General features: G+C 37.6%; 24 protein-coding genes. 3 read left to right on the top strand and 21 right to left on the bottom strand.

Translation table 11 applies throughout. The features are described 5' to 3' along the window. Positions 1-125: 125 nt before the first annotated feature. The 13 genes from QRN68_RS04305 to citZ form a co-directional block, all read right to left on the bottom strand. Complete coding sequence (locus QRN68_RS04305; protein ID WP_285395460.1) at positions 126-839, bottom strand: LrgB family protein; 714 nt, start codon at positions 837-839, stop codon at positions 126-128. Then, positions 836-1,204 carry a CidA/LrgA family holin-like protein gene (locus tag QRN68_RS04300; RefSeq protein ID WP_285395459.1) on the bottom strand — a complete coding sequence of 123 codons (369 nt, stop codon included), beginning with the start codon at positions 1,202-1,204 and terminating at the stop codon, positions 836-838. Before QRN68_RS04300 ends, QRN68_RS04305 begins: the two co-directional genes overlap by 4 nt. Positions 1,205-1,445: 241 nt before the next feature. Next, positions 1,446-1,601, bottom strand: coding sequence for a hypothetical protein (locus QRN68_RS04295; RefSeq protein WP_285395458.1), 156 nt, complete (start codon positions 1,599-1,601; stop codon positions 1,446-1,448). Between the two features lie 175 nt (positions 1,602-1,776). After that, positions 1,777-3,312, bottom strand: a complete 1,536-nt coding sequence (gene pnpS / locus QRN68_RS04290) for a two-component system histidine kinase PnpS (RefSeq protein WP_285395457.1) — start codon at positions 3,310-3,312, stop codon at positions 1,777-1,779. After that, positions 3,309-4,025 carry a response regulator transcription factor gene (locus QRN68_RS04285; RefSeq protein ID WP_285395456.1) on the bottom strand — a complete coding sequence of 239 codons (717 nt, stop codon included), beginning with the start codon at positions 4,023-4,025 and terminating at the stop codon, positions 3,309-3,311. The genes pnpS and QRN68_RS04285 overlap by 4 nt, the downstream gene beginning before the upstream one ends. A gap of 52 nt (positions 4,026-4,077) precedes the next feature. Then, complete coding sequence (locus tag QRN68_RS04280; RefSeq protein ID WP_285395455.1) at positions 4,078-4,518, bottom strand: MaoC/PaaZ C-terminal domain-containing protein; 441 nt, start codon at positions 4,516-4,518, stop codon at positions 4,078-4,080. A 305-nt stretch (positions 4,519-4,823) separates the two neighbouring features. Further along, entirely contained in the window at positions 4,824-5,276 is a 453-nt protein-coding gene (locus tag QRN68_RS04275; protein WP_285395454.1) for a hypothetical protein, read from the bottom strand. Between the two features lie 116 nt (positions 5,277-5,392). Further along, complete coding sequence (locus tag QRN68_RS04270; protein ID WP_285395453.1) at positions 5,393-5,857, bottom strand: DUF3291 domain-containing protein; 465 nt, start codon at positions 5,855-5,857, stop codon at positions 5,393-5,395. 243 nt (positions 5,858-6,100) lie between these two features. Next, positions 6,101-6,715: a C39 family peptidase gene (locus QRN68_RS04265; protein WP_285395452.1), complete on the bottom strand. Its 615-nt coding sequence runs from the start codon at positions 6,713-6,715 to the stop codon at positions 6,101-6,103. A 163-nt stretch (positions 6,716-6,878) separates the two neighbouring features. Next, positions 6,879-7,436: an aspartyl-tRNA synthetase gene (locus QRN68_RS04260; RefSeq protein WP_285395451.1), complete on the bottom strand. Its 558-nt coding sequence runs from the start codon at positions 7,434-7,436 to the stop codon at positions 6,879-6,881. Positions 7,437-7,784: 348 nt separating this feature from the next. Then, on the bottom strand, positions 7,785-8,723 hold the full coding sequence (gene mdh, locus QRN68_RS04255) for a malate dehydrogenase (RefSeq protein WP_285395450.1): 939 nt from the start codon (positions 8,721-8,723) through the stop codon (positions 7,785-7,787). A 172-nt stretch (positions 8,724-8,895) separates the two neighbouring features. Further along, positions 8,896-10,158, bottom strand: coding sequence for an NADP-dependent isocitrate dehydrogenase (icd, locus tag QRN68_RS04250; RefSeq protein ID WP_285395449.1), 1,263 nt, complete (start codon positions 10,156-10,158; stop codon positions 8,896-8,898). Positions 10,159-10,238: 80 nt separating this feature from the next. Continuing rightward, positions 10,239-11,354, bottom strand: a complete 1,116-nt coding sequence (gene citZ / locus QRN68_RS04245; protein ID WP_285395448.1) for a citrate synthase — start codon at positions 11,352-11,354, stop codon at positions 10,239-10,241. Between the two features lie 252 nt (positions 11,355-11,606). Between citZ and QRN68_RS04240 the strand changes: the two genes are divergently transcribed. Further along, positions 11,607-12,572 carry an AI-2E family transporter gene (locus tag QRN68_RS04240; protein ID WP_285395447.1) on the top strand — a complete coding sequence of 322 codons (966 nt, stop codon included), beginning with the start codon at positions 11,607-11,609 and terminating at the stop codon, positions 12,570-12,572. Here the strand turns inward: QRN68_RS04240 and QRN68_RS04235 are convergent. The 3 genes from QRN68_RS04235 to pfkA all read right to left on the bottom strand — a co-directional run bounded on the left by QRN68_RS04235 (position 12,556) and on the right by pfkA (position 15,967). After that, positions 12,556-12,945 (bottom strand): FxsA family protein, encoded by a 390-nt coding sequence (locus QRN68_RS04235; RefSeq protein WP_285395445.1) that lies wholly within the window; start codon positions 12,943-12,945, stop codon positions 12,556-12,558. The two genes, QRN68_RS04240 and QRN68_RS04235, sit on opposite strands and share 17 nt — an antisense overlap. 274 nt (positions 12,946-13,219) lie before the next feature. Further along, positions 13,220-14,980: a pyruvate kinase gene (gene pyk / locus QRN68_RS04230; protein WP_285395444.1), complete on the bottom strand. Its 1,761-nt coding sequence runs from the start codon at positions 14,978-14,980 to the stop codon at positions 13,220-13,222. A gap of 27 nt (positions 14,981-15,007) precedes the next feature. Then, complete coding sequence (pfkA, locus tag QRN68_RS04225) at positions 15,008-15,967, bottom strand: 6-phosphofructokinase (RefSeq protein ID WP_285395443.1); 960 nt, start codon at positions 15,965-15,967, stop codon at positions 15,008-15,010. A gap of 274 nt (positions 15,968-16,241) precedes the next feature. On the opposite strand from pfkA, the gene QRN68_RS04220 reads away from it, so the two are divergent. Continuing rightward, positions 16,242-16,388: a hypothetical protein gene (locus QRN68_RS04220; protein WP_285395442.1), complete on the top strand. Its 147-nt coding sequence runs from the start codon at positions 16,242-16,244 to the stop codon at positions 16,386-16,388. 197 nt (positions 16,389-16,585) lie between these two features. Here QRN68_RS04220 and QRN68_RS04215 read toward each other — a convergent pair whose 3' ends face one another. The 5 genes from QRN68_RS04215 to QRN68_RS04195 all read right to left on the bottom strand — a co-directional run bounded on the left by QRN68_RS04215 (position 16,586) and on the right by QRN68_RS04195 (position 23,502). Continuing rightward, positions 16,586-17,542 carry an acetyl-CoA carboxylase carboxyltransferase subunit alpha gene (locus QRN68_RS04215; RefSeq protein ID WP_285395441.1) on the bottom strand — a complete coding sequence of 319 codons (957 nt, stop codon included), beginning with the start codon at positions 17,540-17,542 and terminating at the stop codon, positions 16,586-16,588. Further along, positions 17,535-18,383, bottom strand: a complete 849-nt coding sequence (gene accD / locus QRN68_RS04210) for an acetyl-CoA carboxylase, carboxyltransferase subunit beta (protein ID WP_285395440.1) — start codon at positions 18,381-18,383, stop codon at positions 17,535-17,537. Before accD ends, QRN68_RS04215 begins: the two co-directional genes overlap by 8 nt. 21 nt (positions 18,384-18,404) lie before the next feature. Further along, complete coding sequence (locus QRN68_RS04205; protein ID WP_285395439.1) at positions 18,405-19,046, bottom strand: FadR/GntR family transcriptional regulator; 642 nt, start codon at positions 19,044-19,046, stop codon at positions 18,405-18,407. Between the two features lie 131 nt (positions 19,047-19,177). Continuing rightward, positions 19,178-22,261, bottom strand: a complete 3,084-nt coding sequence (dnaE, locus tag QRN68_RS04200) for a DNA polymerase III subunit alpha (RefSeq protein ID WP_285395438.1) — start codon at positions 22,259-22,261, stop codon at positions 19,178-19,180. Between the two features lie 296 nt (positions 22,262-22,557). Then, positions 22,558-23,502 (bottom strand): DHH family phosphoesterase, encoded by a 945-nt coding sequence (locus tag QRN68_RS04195; RefSeq protein ID WP_285395437.1) that lies wholly within the window; start codon positions 23,500-23,502, stop codon positions 22,558-22,560. Positions 23,503-23,592: 90 nt separating this feature from the next. Here QRN68_RS04195 and QRN68_RS04190 point away from each other — a divergent pair, with 90 nt between their 5' ends. Then, positions 23,593-23,898, top strand: coding sequence for a YtpI family protein (locus QRN68_RS04190; RefSeq protein WP_285395436.1), 306 nt, complete (start codon positions 23,593-23,595; stop codon positions 23,896-23,898). Positions 23,899-23,905 lie beyond the last annotated feature (7 nt).

Here is a 23,905-nt window from a genome sequence, read left to right as displayed (position 1 = left end):
CAAACGTTCTAGCGACTGCCAATCCAATTTTTCGACAGGAGGTTGGGACAGTTACCTTCATCTTAAATTGTATGGTTACCCAACGAATATTATTGAACCAAAAAACAAAAAAATCCTGTTACCATTTACGGTAACAGGATATTGACAACTAAATGTTCAAATGCTGGGAAAAATGTTGTTGATAAAACAATGCTAATTAATGCAGCTACAATCATTGCAAGACTTGCAAAAGTACCTTCAAGCTCACCAAACTCAAACGCTTTAGAGGTACCTGTACCATGTGCTCCCATTCCTAACATTAGACCTCTAGAGGATGGTCTATGAAAACGGCATACTTTAATAACTACCGGTCCTAGTAGACTCCCTAAAATACCGGTTACCATGACGAAAACAGCAGTCAAGGTAGGTGAGCCGCCAATCATATTAGAAATATCCATCGCGATTGGTGTAGTAACTGAACGAGGAACTAAACTATGCACAAGCTCATCATTTAACCCAATTACTACGGCGATTACAAATGATGATGTAATGGCAACCACAGATCCAACTGCAATACTTAGAAAAATTTCAAAAGCATGTTTCTTTAATAGGTCAAAATTTTTATAAATAGGTACCGCGAATGCAACCGTTGCTGGACCTAGTAGATTTGTTAAAATATTGGCTCCTGCATTATAGGATTTATAAGATGTACCCGATACTAACAAAATAATAATTATAACTATCGGTGTGATCAGTACGGGTGTTAGCCATTCCTTCTTATACTTTTTATAAAACATTTTACTAATATAAAAAACTGCAATAGTACCTATTAAACTTACTACAGCTATTAAAAAGCTCATGCAGTATCACCTTTCTTTCGTTGCTCTAGCCATTGTGCTGTGAAACCTGTTGTAAACATAACAACAATAGCACTCACTACAATAACTAGCACAGCCTTCATACCCTGCACACCTAAAAGTGAATCATAATCGATCACTCCGATAGCAGATGGAATGAAAAATAGCAATAACTCACTAAGTAATAAACCTGCACCTAGCTCAATCCATTCAAGCTTAATAATATGAAACTGCAAAAGTAAAAACAATAAGACTAGTCCAATTATGCTCCCTGGAATCGGCAAGTGAAGTAGACGTGCAATACTATTCCCAACAAATAAAAGTACATAAAGATAGCCGATTTGCACGATACTATTGACGATTTTCATGGTCATCCTTCTTTCAATTTTTTATCCTGCTTTAACGGCCAGTAATAAGCATGCGTAAACTGACTGTTAAAGCCCGATTGGTTCAACTAACAAGTACACTGATTGTTAGTTGAATATTATGCTACTATACTTTACACCTATTTGCATCAGGTGTAAAACAGAAAAAGAATCTACTACCAAAAACTTTGGCAATAGATTCTTTCTTCTTTGGCGATAACTAAGCAGCACAATCAAAAAATCTTTATATATTTGGTTCATCAACATAACGTGTGGTTGATTTCCGTTCCGACTGAGCGCTTTCCTGGGGGCGTCCGATGAGCCGCTTCACTCGCTTTGCTCGCTCCAGGGTCTCATCTGTGACGCTGATCCCCGAGGAGTCGCCCAGTCTCCACTTCAATCAACTAATATACAGCGCATATATTTTAAAAACCATCATTCACAACTTTTGGTGATGAGCCATATATTTCAAGATTTCTAAGCGATTTATAGTCTTAACAATTATAATGGGGGTTTCTACTAACAAGTATAAATCCCCATTATGAATATAAAATTGTGCTATTGTAAAGAAATTGTTAATTTTTCGGAATCATAACAATCATTTTTGTCCCTACGCTAACTTCACTTTCTACTTGAATGCGACCATGATGCGCCTCTATTAAGTGCTTCACGATAGCAAGCCCTAAACCTGTACCCCCAGAATTCCGACTTCGTGCACGATCCACACGATAAAATCGTTCAAAGACACGGGCAATTTCATGTTTTTCAATCCCAATACCTTGATCCTCTATTTCAATAATGCCATACGTTTCATTTTCCTTTAATCGAATCGTAACGGTTGTATTTTCTGGAGAGTATGTAATGGCATTGGTAATTAAATTAGTGACAATTTGAATGATACGATTCACATCACCCATAACCTGAACATCACGCTCTATATCAACATGAAAGCTCATATTTTTCTCATCCAGACGAGGTCCCGTAAGCTCTGCTCCACGTATAAGTACATCTTGCAAGCCCATTGGCATAATATTAACGGTAAAACCGTGTTGTTCAATTTTCGATAATTCCAGTAGATCCTGAATAAGCATCTGCAGACGATTACTTTCTTTATTAATGATCTCTAAAAAAGATAACAGCATTTTTTCATCTTTATACGCACCATCCAATAAAGTTTCAGCAAAACCTTTAATAGATGTAATAGGCGTACGTAATTCATGAGATACATTTGCTACAAAATCCTTACGAATCTGCTCTAAACGAACAAGCTCCGTAATATCGTGCATAACAATAACAACACCAAGCCAGCGACCATGATCTCCAATAACAGGTGCTCCATATACTTCCTTATTATATAGCTCTTGTTGCACTTCCATTTTAATTTGTTGTCGATAAGGCATTTCTGTTAGAAACACATGGTCAATAAATTGCTCAAGTGATTTAGGTAAACCTATTGTACGAAAGACCTTTCCTTGAACGTCGTCAATTTGCATACCAAAACGCTCTAGAAATACCCTATTCACAATAGATATATTCCCTTCACGTCCAATCATCATGAGGGAACTTCCCATGTTTTCAATTAAAGTTTTAAGTCTCTCTTCTTCTACCTCACGAATCGTCGTAATATCCTGTAAGTTACGCGCTAAAATATTGATCGAGTGGCTTAATGGCATCATGCGTTCATGCTCATTTTCATGGGCACGAGCACGATAATTTCCCTTTGCCAATTCAAGTGCTGTATCTGTCACATTATCAATAGGCGCAACGAAATTTCGAATCATATAGCGACTTACAACAGCCATTAAAATAAGCGTTATTATGAAAAGAACCGCTAGAACTAAATAAAGTCGAGCACGAACATCCGAAAATAGTGAGTCTTTCGCTTCAATGTTTTGAGCAGTATATAGTGCTTCTTTATCTTCCTGAGATAGTTCCAGCTTTCGTTCATCTAATACTCGATTGATAGATTCTTGTATTTGTGAACTCGTCTGCTCATCATATTGTTCTATATAAACTGGAAAAAGCTGACCTACAACAATCATTAGGACAGCTAATATCGTTCCAAGTAATAGCATGAATGTCAAGAATAAGCGGTTGCTCATTGATTTCATGTTGTTTTCGGCTCCTCAAATTTATAGCCAAGACCGCGAATTGTTTTGATGAACATTGGCTTACGGCTATTTTCCTCAATTTTATCGCGAAGGTGGCTTATGTGAACATCCACAATTCGAGTATCGCCAGCAAAATCATACTTCCATACAGCACTTAATAGCTGATCACGCGTTAACACACGATTTTTATTTTCAAGTAAGTAAATGAGTAGCTCAAATTCCTTCGGAGTAAATTCAAGTGCTTCATCCTGTAAAAATACTTCAAAACGCTCAGGAAATACACGCAATTGTCCAAACTCAAACATTTTCTCTTGTGGGCCATCTTTATCTTCTGCCACAACATTTTGTGTAAAACGTCTCAATACAGCCTTTACCCGAGCTAACACTTCACGTGGACTAAAGGGCTTTGTCATATAATCATCTGCCCCTAGCTCTAGACCAAGTACTTTATCGAACTCGTCATCCTTTGCTGTTAACATAATAATAGGTGTATTCATACGTTGTTGACGAATTTGTTTACATACCTCCATACCATCCAGCCTTGGAAGCATCAAATCTAATAGAATTAAATCTGGTTGTATGTCAATTGCCTTATCAAGACCCTCTTGACCATCTGCAGCTGTTTCTACAATATACCCAGCTTGCTCCAAATTATATTTCAATAATGTCGCAATAGAAAATTCATCTTCTACAACTAAAATCGTTTTTGTCATGTGTAATGCCTCCGATAGTGATTTGAAACCCCCATTTCAAATCTCAAGAAGTCTATAACGCAATGGGTGGCGTCACCAGCAACGTACCTTCAATCACAAGCTGCTTTTGCTCATTATATGAGTGCACAGATACAGTAATTGTATTTTGTAATTTATTTACTTCTGTTACCTCTAAAAGCGTATCAAATAATTCATAATGATAGAGAGGTCCTAAATATTTTAAATGTTGCTCAATAATTCGTGAACCTGGTCCGGGAATATACTTTGAAACAGCTGACGTAATAATGCCATTTAACATGATCGTTGGAACGATTGGCTTCTGAAAAGATGTCATCGCAGCATAATCATGTTGGATATAAAGCGGATTACTATCATTCGTAAGACCTAAATAAAGCAGTAAATCCTTATCTTCTATCTTTTCGGTAATATGAATCTTCTCGCCAACTGTAATTTCTTCAATAGTGAGACCAAGCTTACTGTTTTTTTGAAGCAAAGATACGCCAACCCCTTTTCTATCATGCTACCTTCATAGTATCAATTTTATTCTAAAAGTACAACGAAAAGCAGAACAACCATTTTATCAATGTTCTTCTCCATAACGTATGGATGATTTCCGTTCCAACCGGGCGCTTTGTTGCTGACGCTTCGCTTTCGCACAGATAAAACATTTGTTGTTGCTGTCGCTTCGCTTTCGCACAGAGCAAAACTTCCTGGGGGTCTCCTCAATTCTTCAGTTATGGCACCACCCAAATTTTAAAAAACTACTTCGTATTGAGATGGTTACCTCTTTCTAGCTATTCACATTCTTTTCTTTAAATAAAATGAGCAAAACCCTGAAACACAAAGGCAGGCTATAAACGTCCAGAAGTTAAAAAATAAATGATTAGAAAAAGGATTTAAATAGGATATTTCGTATTCAAAATATGGATTGATTTCATTTCGAAATGAAACGATTCGGTAAATCGTCACTCCAAAAATCAGCACAAACATCCCTAAATAGCAGGCTTGAAATAGTTTCCTTTTCACTAAAAAACGTTCATGTAACTTTTCAAAAACAAACATCATTGCAAAGAAAAAATAAAGAATAATTAACATCGGAAACATAACAAACATTAAGCCTGGGTTTCCATTTCCTCCAATAAAATTGTCACCTGTGGGGTCGAATGAAGTAGTAGTCATATTAGTGAATGCAAAACCGACAACACTTACAACTCCCGAGATAAAAACACTTAGCCAAAAAAGAAAACGCATTATACTCCTCCTCAGCAAACTTGCTCCGTTAGTGAAAAAGCGAATGCTCTAATTGAACAATCGCACCAAATAGTTTAAGTATAATACTTCACAATTCCTTCCAGAGTTGGCTCCTGCTACTCAATCAAGAACCTCTCCCCCTTTTCGTCAAATGCATGCTTAAAATCAAATGCAAAAGGAGTTGGACCATGCTGAATATAATAGTTGTATCTCTTAAATGCCTCCTCCCATGAGACATCCTTCACCTTTTCTGTCCACCAAACTACATAAGAAAGGTGTTTCTCTGGATATGGCTCGATCCATTTGCTTCTATCTCGTAATGCTTGTATATGCTGTCCTGAATAGGTAAAGCGATATAAGGATTGAAGACTTCTCCATACCGTTAGCGTAAGTATAGGAGAACCCTTCCCCTTTACGGTTTCTTCTGGGAATGGGACTCCTTCAGGTGAAAATGTCTCTATAAGCCCTGATTTAGTTGCCTGACGATATACTTCATTTCCCACTCTATAAAAATCACGAGAGGCCGGGTGGTCATAGGGGTGGTTTAGCCTACCAACAGTATAGATTGACACTAATGCCATAAAAAGCCCTCCATCTATAGTCTTTTTATACATATATTTCGAGTTAAAATGTGAAAGTTCCTTCTTCAACTCTCCGTTCGTGGAAAAGCGATTGTTCTAATTGAACAATCGCACCTGTTAGCACAACTAGCCTGAGTAAAAATATCTTCAACAAAAGTTCCATATCATTGAAAAATAATATGATCACATCAATTTTCGGTATCATTTAACTGTGTATTCAGATAAAAATCTTCGTCATTAATATTAGCTCTGTGTGGCGTCTACGGTTATGTAAGTATTGCTATAAAGAAGCATATTAATATTTTTTATATTCCATAATTCCCCAAATTCATTAATAGGAACTTTTCGATTATAGCTATTGTTATCATCATTACAATTCACCAGTTGCATTAATGATTCTGAAAGGTAAAAATACTCCTTGTCATATCCAATGACAGGAACAAAATGCAAATCATTACGATCCTTATGTACTTTAATAAAAACAATTACGGGAGTTCCTTTACTAACTTCGTACTTTAATGTATTTATATTTCCTTTATAATAGCTTGTTTCAAATCCCTTTTTTCTTAACATTGTACGAATTCCCTTTGGATATACATTGCCTGACCTCGTTTTACTAGGGTAATTAGTATATAACTCTTCACCATCGGCCTCCATTCCAAAATGACGCAACACATATGCTGTTGAAAATCCTGCACATTCCCTTTTGTTTTGTATATCTATCCTATTATTTCGTTTAATTAGATAGTTAGCCGGATAATCTCTTTTTCGTAAAACAGGTATGGGTAATGTCATTAAATATGCATTAATAATGGTTGATATAATAATCCATAAAATAGCTGTTCTAACTATAAACATACTACTCCCCCCATTGCTTTGCGTGCATATCGAAACAATATTCTAAGTCCTTCATTCGCTAACCTGACCGTTAGTCAATAAAGAAAAAAGAGCTACCTATGTAACTCACTCTGTATTTATTTTTTCTGCCTTTTATATAAAAACACCTATTTTTCAAAAGTTTTTATAAATTAATTTCATCTATCACTTCTTTAGTGGCTTTATTAATTAATTTGATTGTTCCTTCTTCCAGAGCAGTGTCACTTTCAAAGTACCAAATATACAATCCTTTTAATTGATGTTTTTCTACGACTTCAGTAGGTAACATTTCTAAATTAAGTATTGTAGCCTTTTTATCATCAAGTTGAAGAAGTCGGTCATCGCCATCTTTAATTAATCCAAATATTAAATTTTCATCATATCTTTGATAACCATTTAAATTTTCATAATTTCTATTTTTATCCATAGAAATCCAAGTAAGGAATTCTACTTTCCATCCCCAAAGTCCTTCTCGTACATATGTAACTCCTAGATTATTCTGATCTTTTATGAAAAAGAAAAGTGAATTACTGTTTATTTTATAGGCTGGAATTAACACTAAATCTTTTTCAACTGCTAATATTGCCTCTTGAGGTTCTGAATAGGAAATAGATTTTTCGGAAATTAACCAGATAACAATAATAAAAATTGCTATCACTGCAAATGCGATACCTGTATTTTTTTTAAATGAGCCTTGCTTCACTTGAACACCTCACTTATTTACCATTATTTTACCACAAAATCTATTCCTCTCTTTAACTAACTTCACCGCAGAGTAGAAGAATCCGTTCCACAACTCTCAGTGATGAACCTTTATCAATATGCATACTATAGCTCTTGTTAAACATTGATTATAATAATCTTCATTATGAGTTAGACAGAATACGAAGTTCCTTAAAAAGTCCCGGGTATTGCCTATCTCTATTTTCTGGTATCCCGTATTTTGTAAGAACATCTTATTTTGACTCACTATTCGTCCTACTTTACGATGTCTCAATACTCGAAAAAAAATCGAGTAGGAATGAATCCTACTCGATTTCATAAACTTTTATTAAGCTAAAACTTTCATAACATCGCGGACTGCTTCTGCCGATTTATCTAAAGCTGCTTTTTCATTGTCTGTTAACTCAAGTTCAAAGATTTTTTCTACACCATTTGCACCTAATAATGTTGGAACACCTAGGTATAAATCATTGTAGCCATATTCGCCTTCTAAGTATGCAATAGATGGAAGTATACGTTTTTGATCTTTAATGATAGCTTCCGCCATTTCGATAAGCGCCGCTGAAGGAGCATAATATGCAGAACCGTTACCAAGAAGGTTAACGATTTCAGCGCCACCTTTACGAGTACGGTCAACAATCTCTTCAAGACGATCTGCTGGGATTAATGTTTCTAATGGAATACCACCAGCGAATGAGTAGCGAGTTAGTGGCACCATTGTATCACCATGCCCACCTAAAACAAAACCTGTGATGTCTTTTACTGAGATATTAAGTTCTTCAGCTACAAACGCACAGAAACGTGCCGTATCGAGTACGCCTGATTGACCTATTACACGATTTTTAGGGAAACCAGTTTCTTTGAATACTGTGTAAGTCATTGCATCAACTGGGTTTGTAAGAACAAGGATTGTTGCATTTGGTGAGTACTTGGCAATTTCCTTGGAAACAGCTTTCATCACATCTTGGTTAATTTGAACAAGATCATCACGGCTCATACCAGGCTTACGAGCAACACCAGCAGTGATGATTACTACATCAGAATCTGCAGTATCAGCATAATTAGAAGTACCTTTAACATAAGAATCATATCCTTGCACCGGCGCAGCTTCCCACATATCTAAAGCTTTACCTTTTGCTGGGTTTTCAGCTTGTGGGATATCCACTAACACTATATCACCAAGTTCTTTTTGAGCTGCTAAAAATGCTGCAGTAGCACCAGTATAACCGCTACCAATTACTGAGATTTTTTTACGTTTCAGAGACATTCGAATACGCTCCTTTAAAATTAGTTTTAAAAAAGGGAGGAGAATAAATTCTCCTCCCTCGATTAAACAAGTTCATCGTAAATATTTTATTATAGAAATTTACATTTCACCCTAATTATATCGGCAGAATATACTTCCGCTTTAACTATAATTTCTATTTTAGAATAGAAAATTATAGGTTTTTGATTAATTCAGTAGCGAATTCTGAACATTTTACTTCTGTAGCGCCGTCCATTAAACGAGCGAAGTCGTAAGTTACAACTTTAGAAGAGATTGTTTTCTCTACAGATTTAGTAATCATGTCAGCTGCTTCTTGCCATCCTAAGTGTTCAAGCATTAATACACCTGAAAGTAATACAGAAGATGGGTTTACTTTATCTTGACCAGCATATTTTGGAGCTGTACCGTGAGTAGCTTCGAAGATCGCGTGTCCAGTTACATAGTTAATGTTTGCGCCTGGAGCGATACCGATACCACCAACTTGAGCAGCTAATGCGTCAGAGATATAGTCACCGTTTAAGTTCATTGTAGCAACTACGTCGAACTCATTTGGACGAGTTAAGATTTGTTGTAAGAAGATATCAGCGATAGAATCTTTAACTAAGATTTTACCAGCTGCTAAAGCGTCAGCTTGTGCTTTGTTTGCTGCTTCTTCACCTTGTTCAGCTTTAATAGCATCATATTGGTTCCAAGTGAATGTTTGATCAGCAAATTCTTTTTCAGCTAATTCATAACCCCATTTTTTGAATCCACCTTCAGTGAATTTCATGATGTTACCTTTGTGTACTAAAGTAACAGATGGGCGTTTATGATTAATAGCATATTCGATAGCAGAACGTACTAAACGCTCAGTACCTTCTTTAGATACTGGTTTTACACCGATACCAGAAGTTTCTGGGAAACGGATTTGGTTAACACCAAATTCAGTTTGTAAGAAGTTGATGATTTTTTGTGCTTGTTCAGAGCCAGATTCGAATTCAATACCAGCGTAGATGTCTTCTGTGTTTTCGCGGAAGATAACCATATCAACGTCTTCTGGACGTTTAACTGGAGAAGGTACTCCATCAAAGTGACGTACTGGACGTAAGCATACATATAGGTCAAGTTGTTGACGTAATGCTACGTTTAGAGAGCGGATACCACCACCGATTGGAGTAGTAAGAGGACCTTTGATTGCGATTAGGAATTCGTTAATTTTGTCTAAAGTTTCTTGTGGTAACCATTCACCAGTTTGGTTGAATGCTTTTTCACCAGCTAAAACTTCTAACCATTCGATTTTCTTTTCACCATTGTAAGCTTTTTCTACAGCTGCGTCGATTACGCGTGATGCTGCAGCCCAAATATCTGGACCAATTCCGTCACCTTCGATGAAAGGAATCACTGGATTGTTTGGTACATTAAGTACGCCATTTTCAACTACAATTTTGTTTGACATTGATGTTGCCTCCTAAATTCATAATCATAGGACTGTGTTATAAGTAACACAGTCCCAAATATTCTAGCATATTTTCCGAATTAGCGCTCGCTGATTGGAACATATTTTTGCATGCCTGGTCCAACGTACTCTGCACGTGGACGGATTAGGCGGTTGTTAGCATATTGCTCTAGAATATGAGCTACCCAACCAGAAGTACGTGATACTGCGAAAATTGGTGTGAATAGGTCATGATCAATACCTAAAGAATCATACACTGACGCAGAGAAGAAGTCTACGTTTGCAGGTAATTTCTTTTGTTCTACGATCATGTCATGGATTTTAACTGACATTTCATAAAGCTCTGGTTTACCAGTTAACTCAGTTAATTTTTGTGACATTACACGTAAGTGTGGTGCACGTGGGTCGCCTTTGCGGTATACGCGGTGACCGAAGCCCATGATTTTTTCTTTGTTGTCTAATTTATTTTGAATATAAGATTCAACGTTTTCAAGTGAACCAATTTCAGATAACATTTTCATTACTTGCTCGTTTGCTCCACCATGAAGTGGCCCTTTTAATGCACCGATAGCTGCAGTTACACCAGAATAAACATCTGATAATGTAGCTACACATACACGTGCAGTGAATGTAGATGCATTTAATTCGTGGTCAGCATGTAATACTAACGCTTTGTCGAATGCTTCAACTTCGATTGCTGCTGGCTCTTCACCTTTAAGCATGTATAAGAAGTTTGCTGCATATCCTAATTCTGGTTTTGGCGCAACTGGCTCTAAACCTTTACGAACACGTGCAAATGCAGTAACTACTGTAGCAATTTTAGCTTGTAGACGGATAGCTTTACGGTAGTTAGCTTCTGGATCCATAACATCCGCTTCATCATCGAATACACCAAGTAAAGATACTGCAGTACGTAGTGCAGCCATTGGATGTACAGTTGATAATGGGTATGTTTTGAATTGGTCTACAATCGCTTGTGGAATAGTCATGTTGTCTGCTAATTGTTGTTTTAATTCAGCTAGCTCGTCCGCTTTTGGTAAACGAGTATGCCATAATAAATAAATTACCTCTTCAAATGACGCGTTCTCTGCTAAATCATCAATGTTGTAACCAACATATGTAAGTGTGTCATCGATAATTGAACTGATTTTAGATTCCGCTGCTACGATACCTTCTAAACCTTTAGTTGCTGACATAAATTATCGCTCCCTCATAGTTATATTTTTTGGTTGTAAATGCTTTTTGTAGGTCGCATTTACGTTTTTTGCTCATATGAACCATTAAGTAAATCGCTTACATTGCTATTATAATCATTTTTGACATCTTTGTGAATGAAAATCCTCCGAATAAAGAAAAAGACGCTTGAGCGATTATATAAACGCTTTAAAGAGATTGCTTTGCATTTTTTGACATTAATTTATCATTTGAAACGGGGTGAATTTGTAAAAATGAGGAATATTAAATATTTTTCATACGAAAGGACTACAAGTATTTTAATTTTTATTTTTTATTTGGTGATATTATGGTTCGTATTACCCGTATCACTTGCAATTTTCTTATCTTTTTCTACGTACCCTATCATAAAATTCCTTCACTCATATTGTAGGATTGCCTATTGGCTTGCAGCAATTATTGTGGAAGCACTCATACTAACTTGCATTTTTCTTCTCGCTATAATCTCTATAAACAGCATTATTCTTGTCTTCCCTGAAATTCGAGAAACACTACAAAACTTCCCACTTTTCAATGAATATGAATCAATGTTCATCCAAGTTTTAAAGGAAAAATCACTATCTATTTTCGATTCAATCTTAGTGTATATAGCTAATATCTTTCAATTATTTATGAAGCATGTAATTGAAGTATTTATATTCCTTATCGCTTACTACTTTGCCCTATTGGAAACTCGCAAATCCCGTTATTGGTTCTTTCAATATGTGCCAAAAAAATTCCGCAATGAATGGCAGTCTCATTTTTCGAAGATTATGCAACTGTTTCATTACTTTCTGTTCGTGGAGTTTCAGCTATTCACAATCACACTGCTCATTCTTTGTGTCGGGTTTATGATTCTTCAATTTGAACAAGCCATCATTAAAGCATTTATAGTAGCTTTTGCAGATGTACTTCCATTCTTCGGCATCGGAGTGTTTCTTGTACCAATGAGCTTTTATTTTTACTTAAAGGGTAATACGTATTTATGTGTGGCTATTTTAGTTTTGTATCTATTTGTTCAATTAATAAGGCAGCTAGCTGATTCCATGCTTTGGTCAAATACACTACAATTACGTACATTCCACACCTTTTTCATCAGTGCTGCCTCTATTTTATTATTTGGTTTTTACGGCATTTTACTTAGCCCTGTATTTTTATTTTTGGCGGTTAAACTGAAGGAAAATGCTATCTTTGAACGATGATGAATTGACCTTTTTTCATTTTTTTACGCATCCAATAATAAAAGATTGGTTGGAACATTTTACGAGTAAAAGGCATAAGCAGTAATAAACCAAGAAGATCCGTTAAAAAACCTGGTAATGCTAGAAGTACACCACCGCTAAAATTTAACACTGTATCAATTAAAGCCGGACCCGGAGCTTCTCCACGTGCTATCGTATTTTTTACCTTTTGTACAGAATTCATACCTTTATTTTTCACTACATAAATACCTAAAATACTAGTAGCAACTATAAGTAATAATGTATTTAAAACACCAATATTTTGACCAATCACTATTAATAACGCCAATTCGGCTAATGCGTAGACTATGAAACCAAGAAAAATTTTTCTCATATTTTTCTCCTTTCTATCTAAAAAAGCTATACCTTATATACGTTATTATAGCTCATTTAGTTCCATTAAAAAAACAATGAGCCTTCTAATACGAGACGCCTAGGCTATGAAAGGAAGGCAATGTTTGACTTAAAAATATTATTTAATCTAATAAAGATATCTTTTTTCATAAGAAAAGCTCTAGTACAACTATTCGCACTAGAGCTTTTCTTTATAGTGACTAAAAACCTGCATTCATCTCACCACTTAGGGTTGAGATAAATGTTGAAAGAAGTTAAAGAACACTTGCATGCCCTTTATATATAACTCCTGTTTCTGCATCCATCGTAATTTCTTGATCGTGGCGAATCAGTGTAGTTGCTTCTTTTACACCGACGATAACAGGGATACCAAGGCTTAGTCCGACAACCGCTGCATGACTTGTAAGACCGCCCTCCTCTGTAATAAGACCAATACAGTTTTCAAGCACTGGCATCATATCACGATCTGAGCCAACCGTTACTAAAATGCATCCGTCTGTATCATAAGCTAGTGCCTCAGCTGCATTTTTTGCAACAACTGTTTTACCTACAACTGAAGCTTTACCGATTCCTTGACCACGTGCTAATAAATCTCCGATAATGTGTACCTTCATTAAGTTAGTAGTACCTGCTTCACCTACCGGTACACCTGCTGTAATGACAACTGCATCACCGTGCGTTACAAAGCCATGCTTCAAGCTCTCGTCAACAGCTAGCTCTAAAATTTCATCTGTTGTCGTAACACGTTGACAAACAACTGGGTATACACCCCAAACTAGTGTTAATGCGTTTGCTGTATTGATAGAGCCTGTTACAGCGACAACCGGTACACCTGGGCGATATTTCGCAATCATTCTAGCTGTGTTACCACTTTCTGTTGGTGCTAATACTGCTTTTACACCTAAGTTAATCGAAGTGTAAGCTACTGCCTGAGAAATTGCCTCAGTCATATTTGCCTCTTTTTCACGACTACGTGTTGAGACAATCGCCTTATAGTCTAAAGAATTTTCCGTACGCTGTGCGATTTTATTCATTGTTTGCACGGACTCTACTGGATAAAGCCCAGCTGCCGTTTCACCAGACAGCATAATTGCATCTGTTCCATCGATAATTGCGTTTGCTACGTCACTTGCCTCTGCTCGTGTTGGACGTGGATTACGCTGCATCGAATCTAACATTTGTGTAGCTGTAATTACTGGTTTACCTACTTGGTTACATTTTAAAATTAATTTCTTTTGTACAAGTGGTACTTCTTCTGCTGGGATTTCTACACCAAGGTCACCACGTGCCACCATTAATCCATCTGAAACTAAGATGATTTCATCGATATTATCGACACCCTCTTGGTTCTCGATTTTCGGGATGATTTGAATGTGGTTACCGCCATTTTGTTCAAGTAATTCTCGAATCTCTAGTACATCCTTAGCTCGGCGAACGAATGAAGCTGCAATAAAGTCAACCCCTTGCTTAATACCGAAGAGAATGTCCTGTGCATCTTTTTCTGTAATTCCCGGAAGTTGTACAGAAACACCCGGCACGTTAACACCCTTTTTATTTTTTAAAACACCTGCATTTTCCACAATTGTATGGATAAGGCCTTTTTCCATATCTGTTGCCAATACACGTAATTGAATAAGTCCATCATCTAATAAAATAATTGAATTTTGCTCAACATCCTCGATTAAACGATCATATGTGACAGAGAAGCATGTCTCTGTTCCTTCAACTTCAGTCATTGAAATATCAATTACTTGTCCAGTAGCTAAATGTAATTCGCCGTTTTTCATATTATGTGTACGAATTTCAGGACCTTTTGTGTCGAGTAAAATACCAACTGGTTTACCTAATTTCTGCGCTACTTCGCGAATTAAGCTAATACGTCCTTCATGCTCTTCATGAGAACCATGCGAAAAATTTAAGCGGGCAACATTCATACCTGCTTCAATTAGTTTTTCTAAAGTTTCTGGTGACTCACTTGCCGGACCAATTGTACATACGATTTTTGTTTTTCTCATTTTCTGCCCACTCCGTTTTATACCAAATTATATAGATAGTTCTTTCATCAAAGTATACAAGCTTACATCTGACTCATGATTTTTTTCGAAAGCCTCAGGCATATCATAGTCAATCACTTGATGATTGCGGATACCTACCGCTCTTCCAGTTTTTCCTTCCATTAGTAATTCGACTGCATGAGCACCGAACTGACTTGCCAGAACACGATCACGTGCAGTAGGTGAACCGCCACGTTGGATATGTCCAAGAACAGAAACACGGATCTCTTTCCCTGTTTTGTCTTTTAACAGCTTTGCCAAATCACTACCTGACATAACACCTTCAGCGACAATAATAATACTATGCTTTTTCCCACGCGCGGCTCCTCGATCTAAGCGTGCCACAATGTCATCCAAATTATAATCTTCTTCTGGAATTAAAACTGTTTCAGCACCAGCTGCAAGACCTGCCCATAATGCAATATCTCCTGCATCTCGCCCCATTACCTCAACGATAAAGGAATTTTCATGGGAAGTTGCTGTATCGCGGATTTTATCAATCGATTCCACGACTGTATTTAGTGCTGTATCGAATCCTATAGTATATTCGGTTCCTGGTACATCATTATCGATTGTTCCTGGAACACCAACAACAGGAAAACCTTTTTTCACTAACTCCATAGCACCACGGTAAGAACCATCTCCGCCAATAACGACTAACCCTTCAATCCCAGCTTCACGCATATTGTCAATGCCTCGCTGTTGAACAGCGTCTTCTTTAAATTCAGGACATCTTGCTGAAAATAATTGCGTGCCACCACGTTGAATAATGCCACCTACTGAGCCTAAATCGAGATTTTCCATGTAACCTTTTGTTAAGCCTTCATACCCATGCTTAATTCCGACAACATCAATTCCATGAAACGCGGCCTTACGAACGACTGCACGAACAGCTGCATTCATCCCTGGCGCATCTCCACCACTTGTTAATACGGCAATTTTTTTCATTGTCGACCTCCTGCAGTACTATTATTATTCACATTAACACGAAAAAACAAACTATGTAAGTGTTCTGAGGCTACAAAAACATAACTTTTACAAAAAAATAAAAAGAATGCGCTTTCACACACTCTTTCCAGCAAAAAATATCCGAAATCTAACATTTTTTCAAGCGGACTTGCGCTTTTTTGCTGTTTTGTTCTTCCATCATGGTTTTACCCAAATTAGGATCATCATAACGCGGGGGTGACTTTCGTTTTGTCTGTGCTTTTGCGACAGCAACATGGTTTTCGTCTGTGCGAAAGCGAAGCGGCAGCAACAACAAAATGTTTTTCTGTGCGAAAGCGTAGCGTCAGCAACATGGTTTTCGTCTGTGCGAAAGCGTAGCGTCAGCAACAACATGTTTTTTCTGTGCGAAAGCGAAGCGTAAGTACCAACATGATGTTGGTCCCGAAGGCGTTATCACAGGACATGATGTTTTTTAGCCTTCGTTCTTATACATCACTCGCTCCAAAGTTTCAACAGTGACCGCTATCCCCAAGGACTTTCCCAGTCTTCGCTCCTAGGCAAAATCTTCTCTCTTTTTGTTACCGACCACTATTGATGAAATCCAAAAAATATATGAATTTACACTTCTGTATATTGCCCGATCTTTTTAAATTTCTCATAACGGTCTTCTATTAGTTGTTCGCCATTTAAAGAATTCAAAATTTTTAACGTGTCGCTTATACATTCTTTCATATAAAGTGCCTGCTTCTCTACATTACGATGTGCACCACCTGTAATCTCAGTGATAATTCCATCAATAACGCCAAGCTCTTTTAAGTCAGGTGCTGTTATACGCATTGCTTCTGCTGCTTGTTTCGCTAGGCTACCATCACGCCATAAAATCGACGCAGCCCCTTCTGGCGAAATAACCGAATACGTTGAGTTTTCTAACATAAAGACACGATTCGCTACACCTAGTGCAAGTGCACCACCGCTTCCGCCTTCCCCAATTACGATGCTAATAACTGGTACTGTTAGACCCGCCATTTCGACGAGATTTCTGGCGATTGCTTCACTTTGGCCGCGTTCCTCTGCAGCCTTACCTGGATAAGCACCTTTCGTATCAATAAAACAAATAATTGGGCGCTTAAATTTCTCAGCCTGCTTCATTAAGCGTAATGCCTTACGATATCCTTCAGGATGGGGCATTCCAAAATTACGACGAATGTTTTCTTTAGTTGATTTTCCACGTTGATGTCCAATAATTGTTACTGGCTGTCCTTCAAAGAGAGCAATTCCTCCAAGAATAGCCGCATCATCACCAAACGTACGATCTCCATGTAACTCTATAAAGTTTTCACACATAGCTTCTATATATTGTAATGTTGTTGGTCGTTCAGGATGTCTAGCAACCTGTACACGATCCCACGGCTTCATATTGGCATAAATAGATTCTTCTAGCTGTGTTAGACGTGTTTCAAGCTTTTCAATTTCGCCTGTCATATCTACTTCTGCTTCGGTAGCAATTTTTTTTAACTCATCAATTTTCCCACGCAATTGTACTACTGGTTCTTCAAAAGCCAAATTTTTAGACATGTTGCACGCCGCCTTTCGTATGCATTTTTACAAGTACTGTTACTTGGTTTCGTAAATCTTTGCGATGGAAGATTGCATCGAGCTGACCATGTGCTAGTAAAAATTCCGCCGTTTGGAAATCATTTGGTAGTTTTTCTCTAACTGTTTCTTCGATTACACGACGACCAGCAAAGCCAATTAAAGCTTGTGGTTCAGCAATATTAATATCCCCAACAGAGGCAAAGCTTGCCGAAACACCACCTGTTGTCGGATGCGTTAGTATTGAAATAAACAATAATCCTTCATTACTATGACGTTTTAACGCCACACTCGTTTTTGCCATTTGCATTAATGATAGTACACCTTCTTGCATGCGCGCTCCACCACTTGCAGTAAAGATAATAAACGGTACACGTAATTCAGTAGCTTTTTCAACAGCACGTGTGATTTTTTCTCCGACAACTGAGCCCATTGAACCCATACGGAAATGAGAATCCATAATGGCTACTACAATTTCTTCTCCATCAAGGGTTCCTAATCCTGTCAGTACAGCTTCATTTAATCCCGTTTTTTGTTGATCGGCTGAAATTTTTTCAACATAAGCAGGGAAATTAAGCGGATTGCTTGTTTGTAAATGATCGTCCATTGAAACAAATGAACCTTCATCTAAGAAATCTACTACGCGCTCCTGTGCAGTCATTTTGAAATGATGGTCGCATTTTGAACATACTTTATGATTTTTTTCTAATTCCTTCGTTAATTGAATATGACGGCATTCTGGACATTTTGTCATCAGTCCTTCTGGAAATCCCTTTTCTTGTCCGTCTTCTTTCTTTTTACTAAATAAGCTGCGTATTGCCATGTTCGACTCCCCCTTTGTTGTCTAAATACTCTGTACAGTCTTCATCCATTGCTCGTAGGCTTTAAATGCTTCTCTCTCATAGCCAAGCTGCATCGATTTCAACATAGTTTGAATTTGTAATTTTTCATCTTCAGTTGAGTTTCGATTTAAACGATCACCATCATATGCTGCTAATTGAAACCAGATTTTCAACGAAAGACGATTCCCTGACGTGATTAATATTTCTCGTAAAACACTCAGACAATTAATCGTACCTTCTATCTCTAGCTTTACAAAAAAACTGTCCCACACAGGTAGTGTTCGCAGAGTCTCTGTACAACTTATTACGCGAATTGCTTCCTTTTCATGAATATGTCGCGTTAATTCGACATCCTTTTTCGATTTTTCATCTTCTAATATAAACATCGACAGTATTTCTACGAGCTGATGTTTATGTGTTGAAGCTAGAAAAGTACCTCCACCATGTCTCGTTTCAATAAGACCTAACAATTCTAAGCTACGCAACGCCTCTCTCACTGAGGATCGCCCGACACCTAGACGCTCTGAAAGGACTCGTTCGGAAGGTAATTTTTCACCAGCCTGAATTTTTTCCATTTTAATAAGTTGACGTAATTGTTGGACGATTTCTAAAAACACTTTCTTTTGCTCGTTTTTTTTATCCATACGATCAACTCCTCTTATAAAAAGTGGTCTGACCACTTTTCGACGTTGACTCTAGCTTACAAAATAATTATTAAAAAGTAAAGAAAAAACTGCATAGTAAATCTATGCAGTTTCTAATATTTTCTTCAATTTCATATTTTTTTCGTCGCTTGGACATGTTTTACTTTAATCTGTGCCTTACCAAAACGTCTTTCCAACGTTCCTTCAAAATAGATTAATTCATCTTCCAGCAACAACTCTTGCACAAGCTGAAAAACCTGAGGGAATAAAGTAATTGATACTGTTCCAAATTCATCCTGAAGCTGAACAAAAGCCATTTGCTCACCCTTTTTAGTCCGAATTTTTTTCACTTCTTCTATGATGCCAATTATTTTAACATACGTTCCCTCACGTGCATGCTTTAACTCACGACATGTCATATTTACTTCATTCCAAAAAGCTCTTTCCTCAGTGACTGGATGTGCTGATATATAAAATCCAAGACTTTCCTTCTCACGCAGTAATTTTTCCTTTTGAGACATCGCTTCCACTTCCATATACTTTGGCTTACCAAAACTAAAAGCAGTAGCCGATGCAATATCAATATCCTCAGTTGGTCTTAGCAACTCAGCATGCATCTGGGCGGCCTCCAAAGTTGCTATCAGTACCGCACGATCTTTCCCTAAATAATCAAGAGCCCCAGCGAAAATTAAAGACTCCATTACTTTCGGTTTAAAATGCTGTGCACTTAAGGCAACTGCCAAATCAAATAAATTATCAAATGCTTCTGTATTCGTTTGGCGTAAAGCATTAACGGACTCTATAAATGTATAGGGTACACCCTTTATCCCAGATAAGCTATAGCGAACTCCATCTTTTTCAACCGTAAAAAATTTCGTACTATGTTTTAATGAAGGTGGGTAAAATGGAATCCCTTTCTCTTTTGCCTCACTCACAAGCTGCTGAATTTTTTCCACATTTCCTGTTGCATTTGATAATAGCGCCGCATAAAAACTTAGTGGGAAGTGTGCCTTTAAATAGGCCATTTGATAAGAAATAACACTGTATGCGACAGCATGGCTTTTAGGGAAACCATAGTCTGCAAAGCGTACAATTAATGCATACACTTCTTCAGCCACCTGAATATCAAAGCCTTGCTGCATTGCTCCACCTACAAATGAAGTACGTTGCTCCTCTAATACTTGACGATTTTTCTTACTTACCGCTCGGCGCAATAAATCCGCTTGTCCCATCGTAAAACCAGCCATCACCGAAGCAATTTGCATGATCTGCTCTTGATAAACTATGACACCAAATGTTTCTCGTAAAATGGGCTCTAAAGCTGGGTGTGGCATCATAACAGGTTCTTTCCCTGCTTTCCGTCTTGCATAGATAGGTATAAAATCCATTGGGCCAGGACGATACAACGCATTGACTGCTACTATATCTAAAAAATTGGTTGGATGTATATCCCGTAAAGCTTGCTTCATACCTTCAGATTCTAATTGAAAAATACCTAATGTATCTCCCTTTTGAAGAAGCTGAAATGTCTTTTCATCTTGCATCGGAATAAGCTCAAACTCTATCCACGGGCCACCTGCTTTATAAATTGACCATCGTACCTGCTCTAATATTGTCAGATTGCGCAAACCTAAAAAATCCATTTTGACAAGGCCACAAGCTTCTACATCTCCCATTGGCCATTGCGTACAATATATTCCGTCATGCCCCTCTTCAATCGGTATCGTATTGACTAGTGGAGATGGGGCCAGCACGATCCCGGCTGCATGAGTAGAAGAATTTCTTGGCAACCCTTCTAGTTTGAATGCCACCTCTAACCATCGACGATGTTTCTCATCCTCTGCTAGCCAGCCTTGCAAGCCTTGTGATTCGTCCACCGCTCTTTGCAATGTTATCCCAGGTTTATTCGGAATCATTTTCGAAATTTTTTCCAATGTTTCAGCTTCAAAACCAAAAACACGCGCAACATCTCTAGCAACTGCCTTAGCAGATAAAGTGCCAAACGTAATAATTTGCGCTACATTTGCCTTCCCATATTTTTGAGCAACATATTGAATGACTTTTTGTCTTTTACTGTCAACAAAATCGATATCTATATCTGGAAGTGTGACACGTTCAGGGTTTAAAAAGCGTTCAAATAATAAGCCGTAAACGAGCGGATCTACTTGTGTAATGGATAAACTATACGCTACAAGAGAACTCGCTGAAGAACCACGACCTGGGCCAGTTAAAATGCGGTTCTCTTTAGCAAAATGCATAAAATCTGCAACAATTAAAAAATAATCAGCAAAGCCCATCGAACAAATAATTTCAAGCTCGTATTGAAGTCGCTCTCGATAAACATGCGGGATTTCAGTTTGTTTGAAACGCTTCTCTAATCCTGCAAATACTTCTTTGACAAGCAAGCTTTCGGCTGTTTCACCTGTTGGTACAGGGAATTTAGGCATTTGTACGTGCATTTCAGGGATTTCCGCAGTACAGCTAGCTAGCATCGTTGCACTAGCTTCAAGCCATTCTGGATGATCAACAAACCAGCTTCGCCATTCTTCCTCAGTTGGAGCGAAATAACCTTGTAAATGGGCGGATAACATTGTACCTGCGGGCTTTTCACCTGTATCAATTGCTCTTGCCACCTCGAAGGCAAAATGATCTTCTGGACGTAAAAAATAACAGCATTGTGAAGCAACGATCGCTATATTCATAGTTTCACACCATGCTACATACGTTTCTTCTTTTTCCGCTATCATCCCTGCTGGCCTTGCAATCCCCATAAATAAATGCTTACCAAATACCCTGTTCAAATCACCTGCTACTTCAGTCCAATCTTCCATTTCCACTAAATCATCCGAAGAAAGTAATGCCACGCAGCCTGTTGCATATCCTTCTAGCCATTTCCAAGGAAGTGCATCATCCTCTCGAATTGAAACGGCACTACTAATCTTTAAAAGATTCTGATAGCCTTCTTGTGTTTGAGCATACAGTACAAGTGGAACCTTTCTTTCGTGCCACTGTACGTTTACCGAGAGCCCTAATACAGCATGAATATTAGCTTGTTGCAATGCTTTACTAAAAGGCAAAAGCCCGTACAATTTTGAATTGACGATTGCACAGGTCTGAGTATTTTGCTCTTGTAAAAAAGGGATCAATTGTTCAAGCCGAATCGTGCTTTTCAATAAATCCGCGCTCGTATGCATTTTCGTGTATACATGTGTCAAATGAATCCCTTCCTTTCTAAATATCGAAGAAAATATTAATTTCAAAGCTTTATTTTTATGACAGAAGCACGTTCTTATTCTCTTGAGTTGGATTATCACCATAACGTGTGGTTGATTTCCGTTCCGGCTGAATGGCGTCCTGCCAGCACGAGGTTGATCACGAAGGCGTTATCACAGGACGTGATGCTTTTAGCCTTCGTCCCCTCCCCGCTTCGCTCCAGGTTCTTCTCTGTGACGCTAACGTCCAGCCGTAACGAAGATCAACTTATATATGGCATACACCCAAATATTAACGTTTATCGATACGCTTTACAAATTTCCTGTAATCTCGTTATAACACGATCTGCTTCTTCCCATGAGTAAGCCGTTGCACCCGAAGCAAGCGGATGGCCACCGCCATTAAATTCCTTTGCCAAAGTGTTAATAACAGGACCTTTTGAGCGTAAACGTACACGAATCTGATCGGCCTCTTCAATAAGAATCACCCATGCACAAATGCCTTTCACACTTCCAAGACAGCCGACTAACAGTGACGCTTCTGACGGTACAGCATTAAATTCAGCTAGCAATTCCTTTGTCAGCTTAATATGTGCTGCCCCATGCTCATCTATTTTGAAATTTTGATAAATATAACCTTGTAAATTTAAAAGCTTTTGATCCATTTCATACATTCCATCGAAAATTTGATTTCGATCAAAATCATAAGTAATAAGCTCTCCTGCAACTTTAAAAGTTTTTACTGTCGTGCTAGGGTATTGGAATCGTCCTGTATCTCCTACAATACCAGCGAATAATAATCTAGCGGCTGCATCAGATAGAGTCCAGTTTGCTACTTCTTTCCCTTCCTCAAAAAGCTCATAAATCATTTCACTACAAGAGCTTGCAGTAGTGTCCACCCACAGTAAATCACCATATGCATCATCATTTGGATGGTGATCTATTTTAACGACCATTTTACCTTTTGTATAGCGTTGATCGTCTACACGTTCAGTATTTGCAGTATCTGTCACAATAACTAAAGCATTGTCGTATACATCATCCGAAATGCCATCTGGCTTCGCTAAAAATGATAAAGATTCATCATGCTCACCTACAGCAAAAACTTTCTTTTCAGGATAATTTGCTAAAATAAGCTCCTTTAATCCTTGTTGAGATCCATAAGCGTCTGGGTCTGGACGCACATGACGATGAATAACGATTGTTTCATATGAAGCAATTGTGTCGATGATTTGTCTTTTCAAAATAATTTCCTCCAATAGGATAGTAATAACCGTTAGCATTTTTCTTCAATAATCGTTACAATATAGTCTAGTTATGCTAGGAGGTTTACTATGCTCAATTTAATTTTTGTGTTTGCAATTATCATATCATTTGCCATTTATTTTTATTTTAAAACAAAACAGTTCCGTTCTTCATTACCAATCGCTAAAAATTGGTACAAAAGCAAAGCGAACGTATGCTTCGGTTTATTTATTCTTTTATTTGGTTTAAACCAAGCATATTTATTCCCGGGATTATATACATTTATTATTGTAGCAATTCTTGTCATTTTAGGCATCTTTGTTATTATCGAAAATATTAAAAAAGCTCGTCACTACGGTCAATTTGTTGAAGAAGAATTCCGTATTAACCGATGAATATTAA

The sequence above is a fragment of the Lysinibacillus sp. fls2-241-R2A-57 genome, assembly GCF_030209535.1.
Lineage (GTDB): Bacteria > Bacillota > Bacilli > Bacillales_A > Planococcaceae > Lysinibacillus.
Note: the sequence above shows the minus strand (reverse complement) of the source record. Positions and strands in the feature narration are given on the sequence as shown.

Coding starts and splice junctions, on each gene's coding strand:
- QRN68_RS04215 (WP_285395441.1), bottom strand. CDS start 17,542: ATGTCTAAAAATTTGGCTTTTGAAGAACCAGTAGTACAATTGCGTGGG.
- citZ (WP_285395448.1), bottom strand. CDS start 11,354: ATGTCAGCAACTAAAGGTTTAGAAGGTATCGTAGCAGCGGAATCTAAA.
- pyk (WP_285395444.1), bottom strand. CDS start 14,980: ATGAGAAAAACAAAAATCGTATGTACAATTGGTCCGGCAAGTGAGTCA.
- QRN68_RS04275 (WP_285395454.1), bottom strand. CDS start 5,276: ATGCGTTTTCTTTTTTGGCTAAGTGTTTTTATCTCGGGAGTTGTAAGT.
- QRN68_RS04235 (WP_285395445.1), bottom strand. CDS start 12,945: ATGAGAAAAATTTTTCTTGGTTTCATAGTCTACGCATTAGCCGAATTG.
- accD (WP_285395440.1), bottom strand. CDS start 18,383: ATGGCAATACGCAGCTTATTTAGTAAAAAGAAAGAAGACGGACAAGAA.
- QRN68_RS04220 (WP_285395442.1), top strand. CDS start 16,242: ATGGTTTTCGTCTGTGCGAAAGCGAAGCGGCAGCAACAACAAAATGTT.
- QRN68_RS04305 (WP_285395460.1), bottom strand. CDS start 839: ATGAGCTTTTTAATAGCTGTAGTAAGTTTAATAGGTACTATTGCAGTT.
- pnpS (WP_285395457.1), bottom strand. CDS start 3,312: ATGAAATCAATGAGCAACCGCTTATTCTTGACATTCATGCTATTACTT.
- QRN68_RS04270 (WP_285395453.1), bottom strand. CDS start 5,857: ATGGCATTAGTGTCAATCTATACTGTTGGTAGGCTAAACCACCCCTAT.
- QRN68_RS04300 (WP_285395459.1), bottom strand. CDS start 1,204: ATGAAAATCGTCAATAGTATCGTGCAAATCGGCTATCTTTATGTACTT.
- QRN68_RS04285 (WP_285395456.1), bottom strand. CDS start 4,025: ATGACAAAAACGATTTTAGTTGTAGAAGATGAATTTTCTATTGCGACA.
- icd (WP_285395449.1), bottom strand. CDS start 10,158: ATGTCAAACAAAATTGTAGTTGAAAATGGCGTACTTAATGTACCAAAC.
- QRN68_RS04190 (WP_285395436.1), top strand. CDS start 23,593: ATGCTCAATTTAATTTTTGTGTTTGCAATTATCATATCATTTGCCATT.
- QRN68_RS04265 (WP_285395452.1), bottom strand. CDS start 6,715: ATGTTTATAGTTAGAACAGCTATTTTATGGATTATTATATCAACCATT.
- mdh (WP_285395450.1), bottom strand. CDS start 8,723: ATGTCTCTGAAACGTAAAAAAATCTCAGTAATTGGTAGCGGTTATACT.
- QRN68_RS04205 (WP_285395439.1), bottom strand. CDS start 19,046: ATGGATAAAAAAAACGAGCAAAAGAAAGTGTTTTTAGAAATCGTCCAA.
- QRN68_RS04240 (WP_285395447.1), top strand. CDS start 11,607: ATGAGGAATATTAAATATTTTTCATACGAAAGGACTACAAGTATTTTA.
- pfkA (WP_285395443.1), bottom strand. CDS start 15,967: ATGAAAAAAATTGCCGTATTAACAAGTGGTGGAGATGCGCCAGGGATG.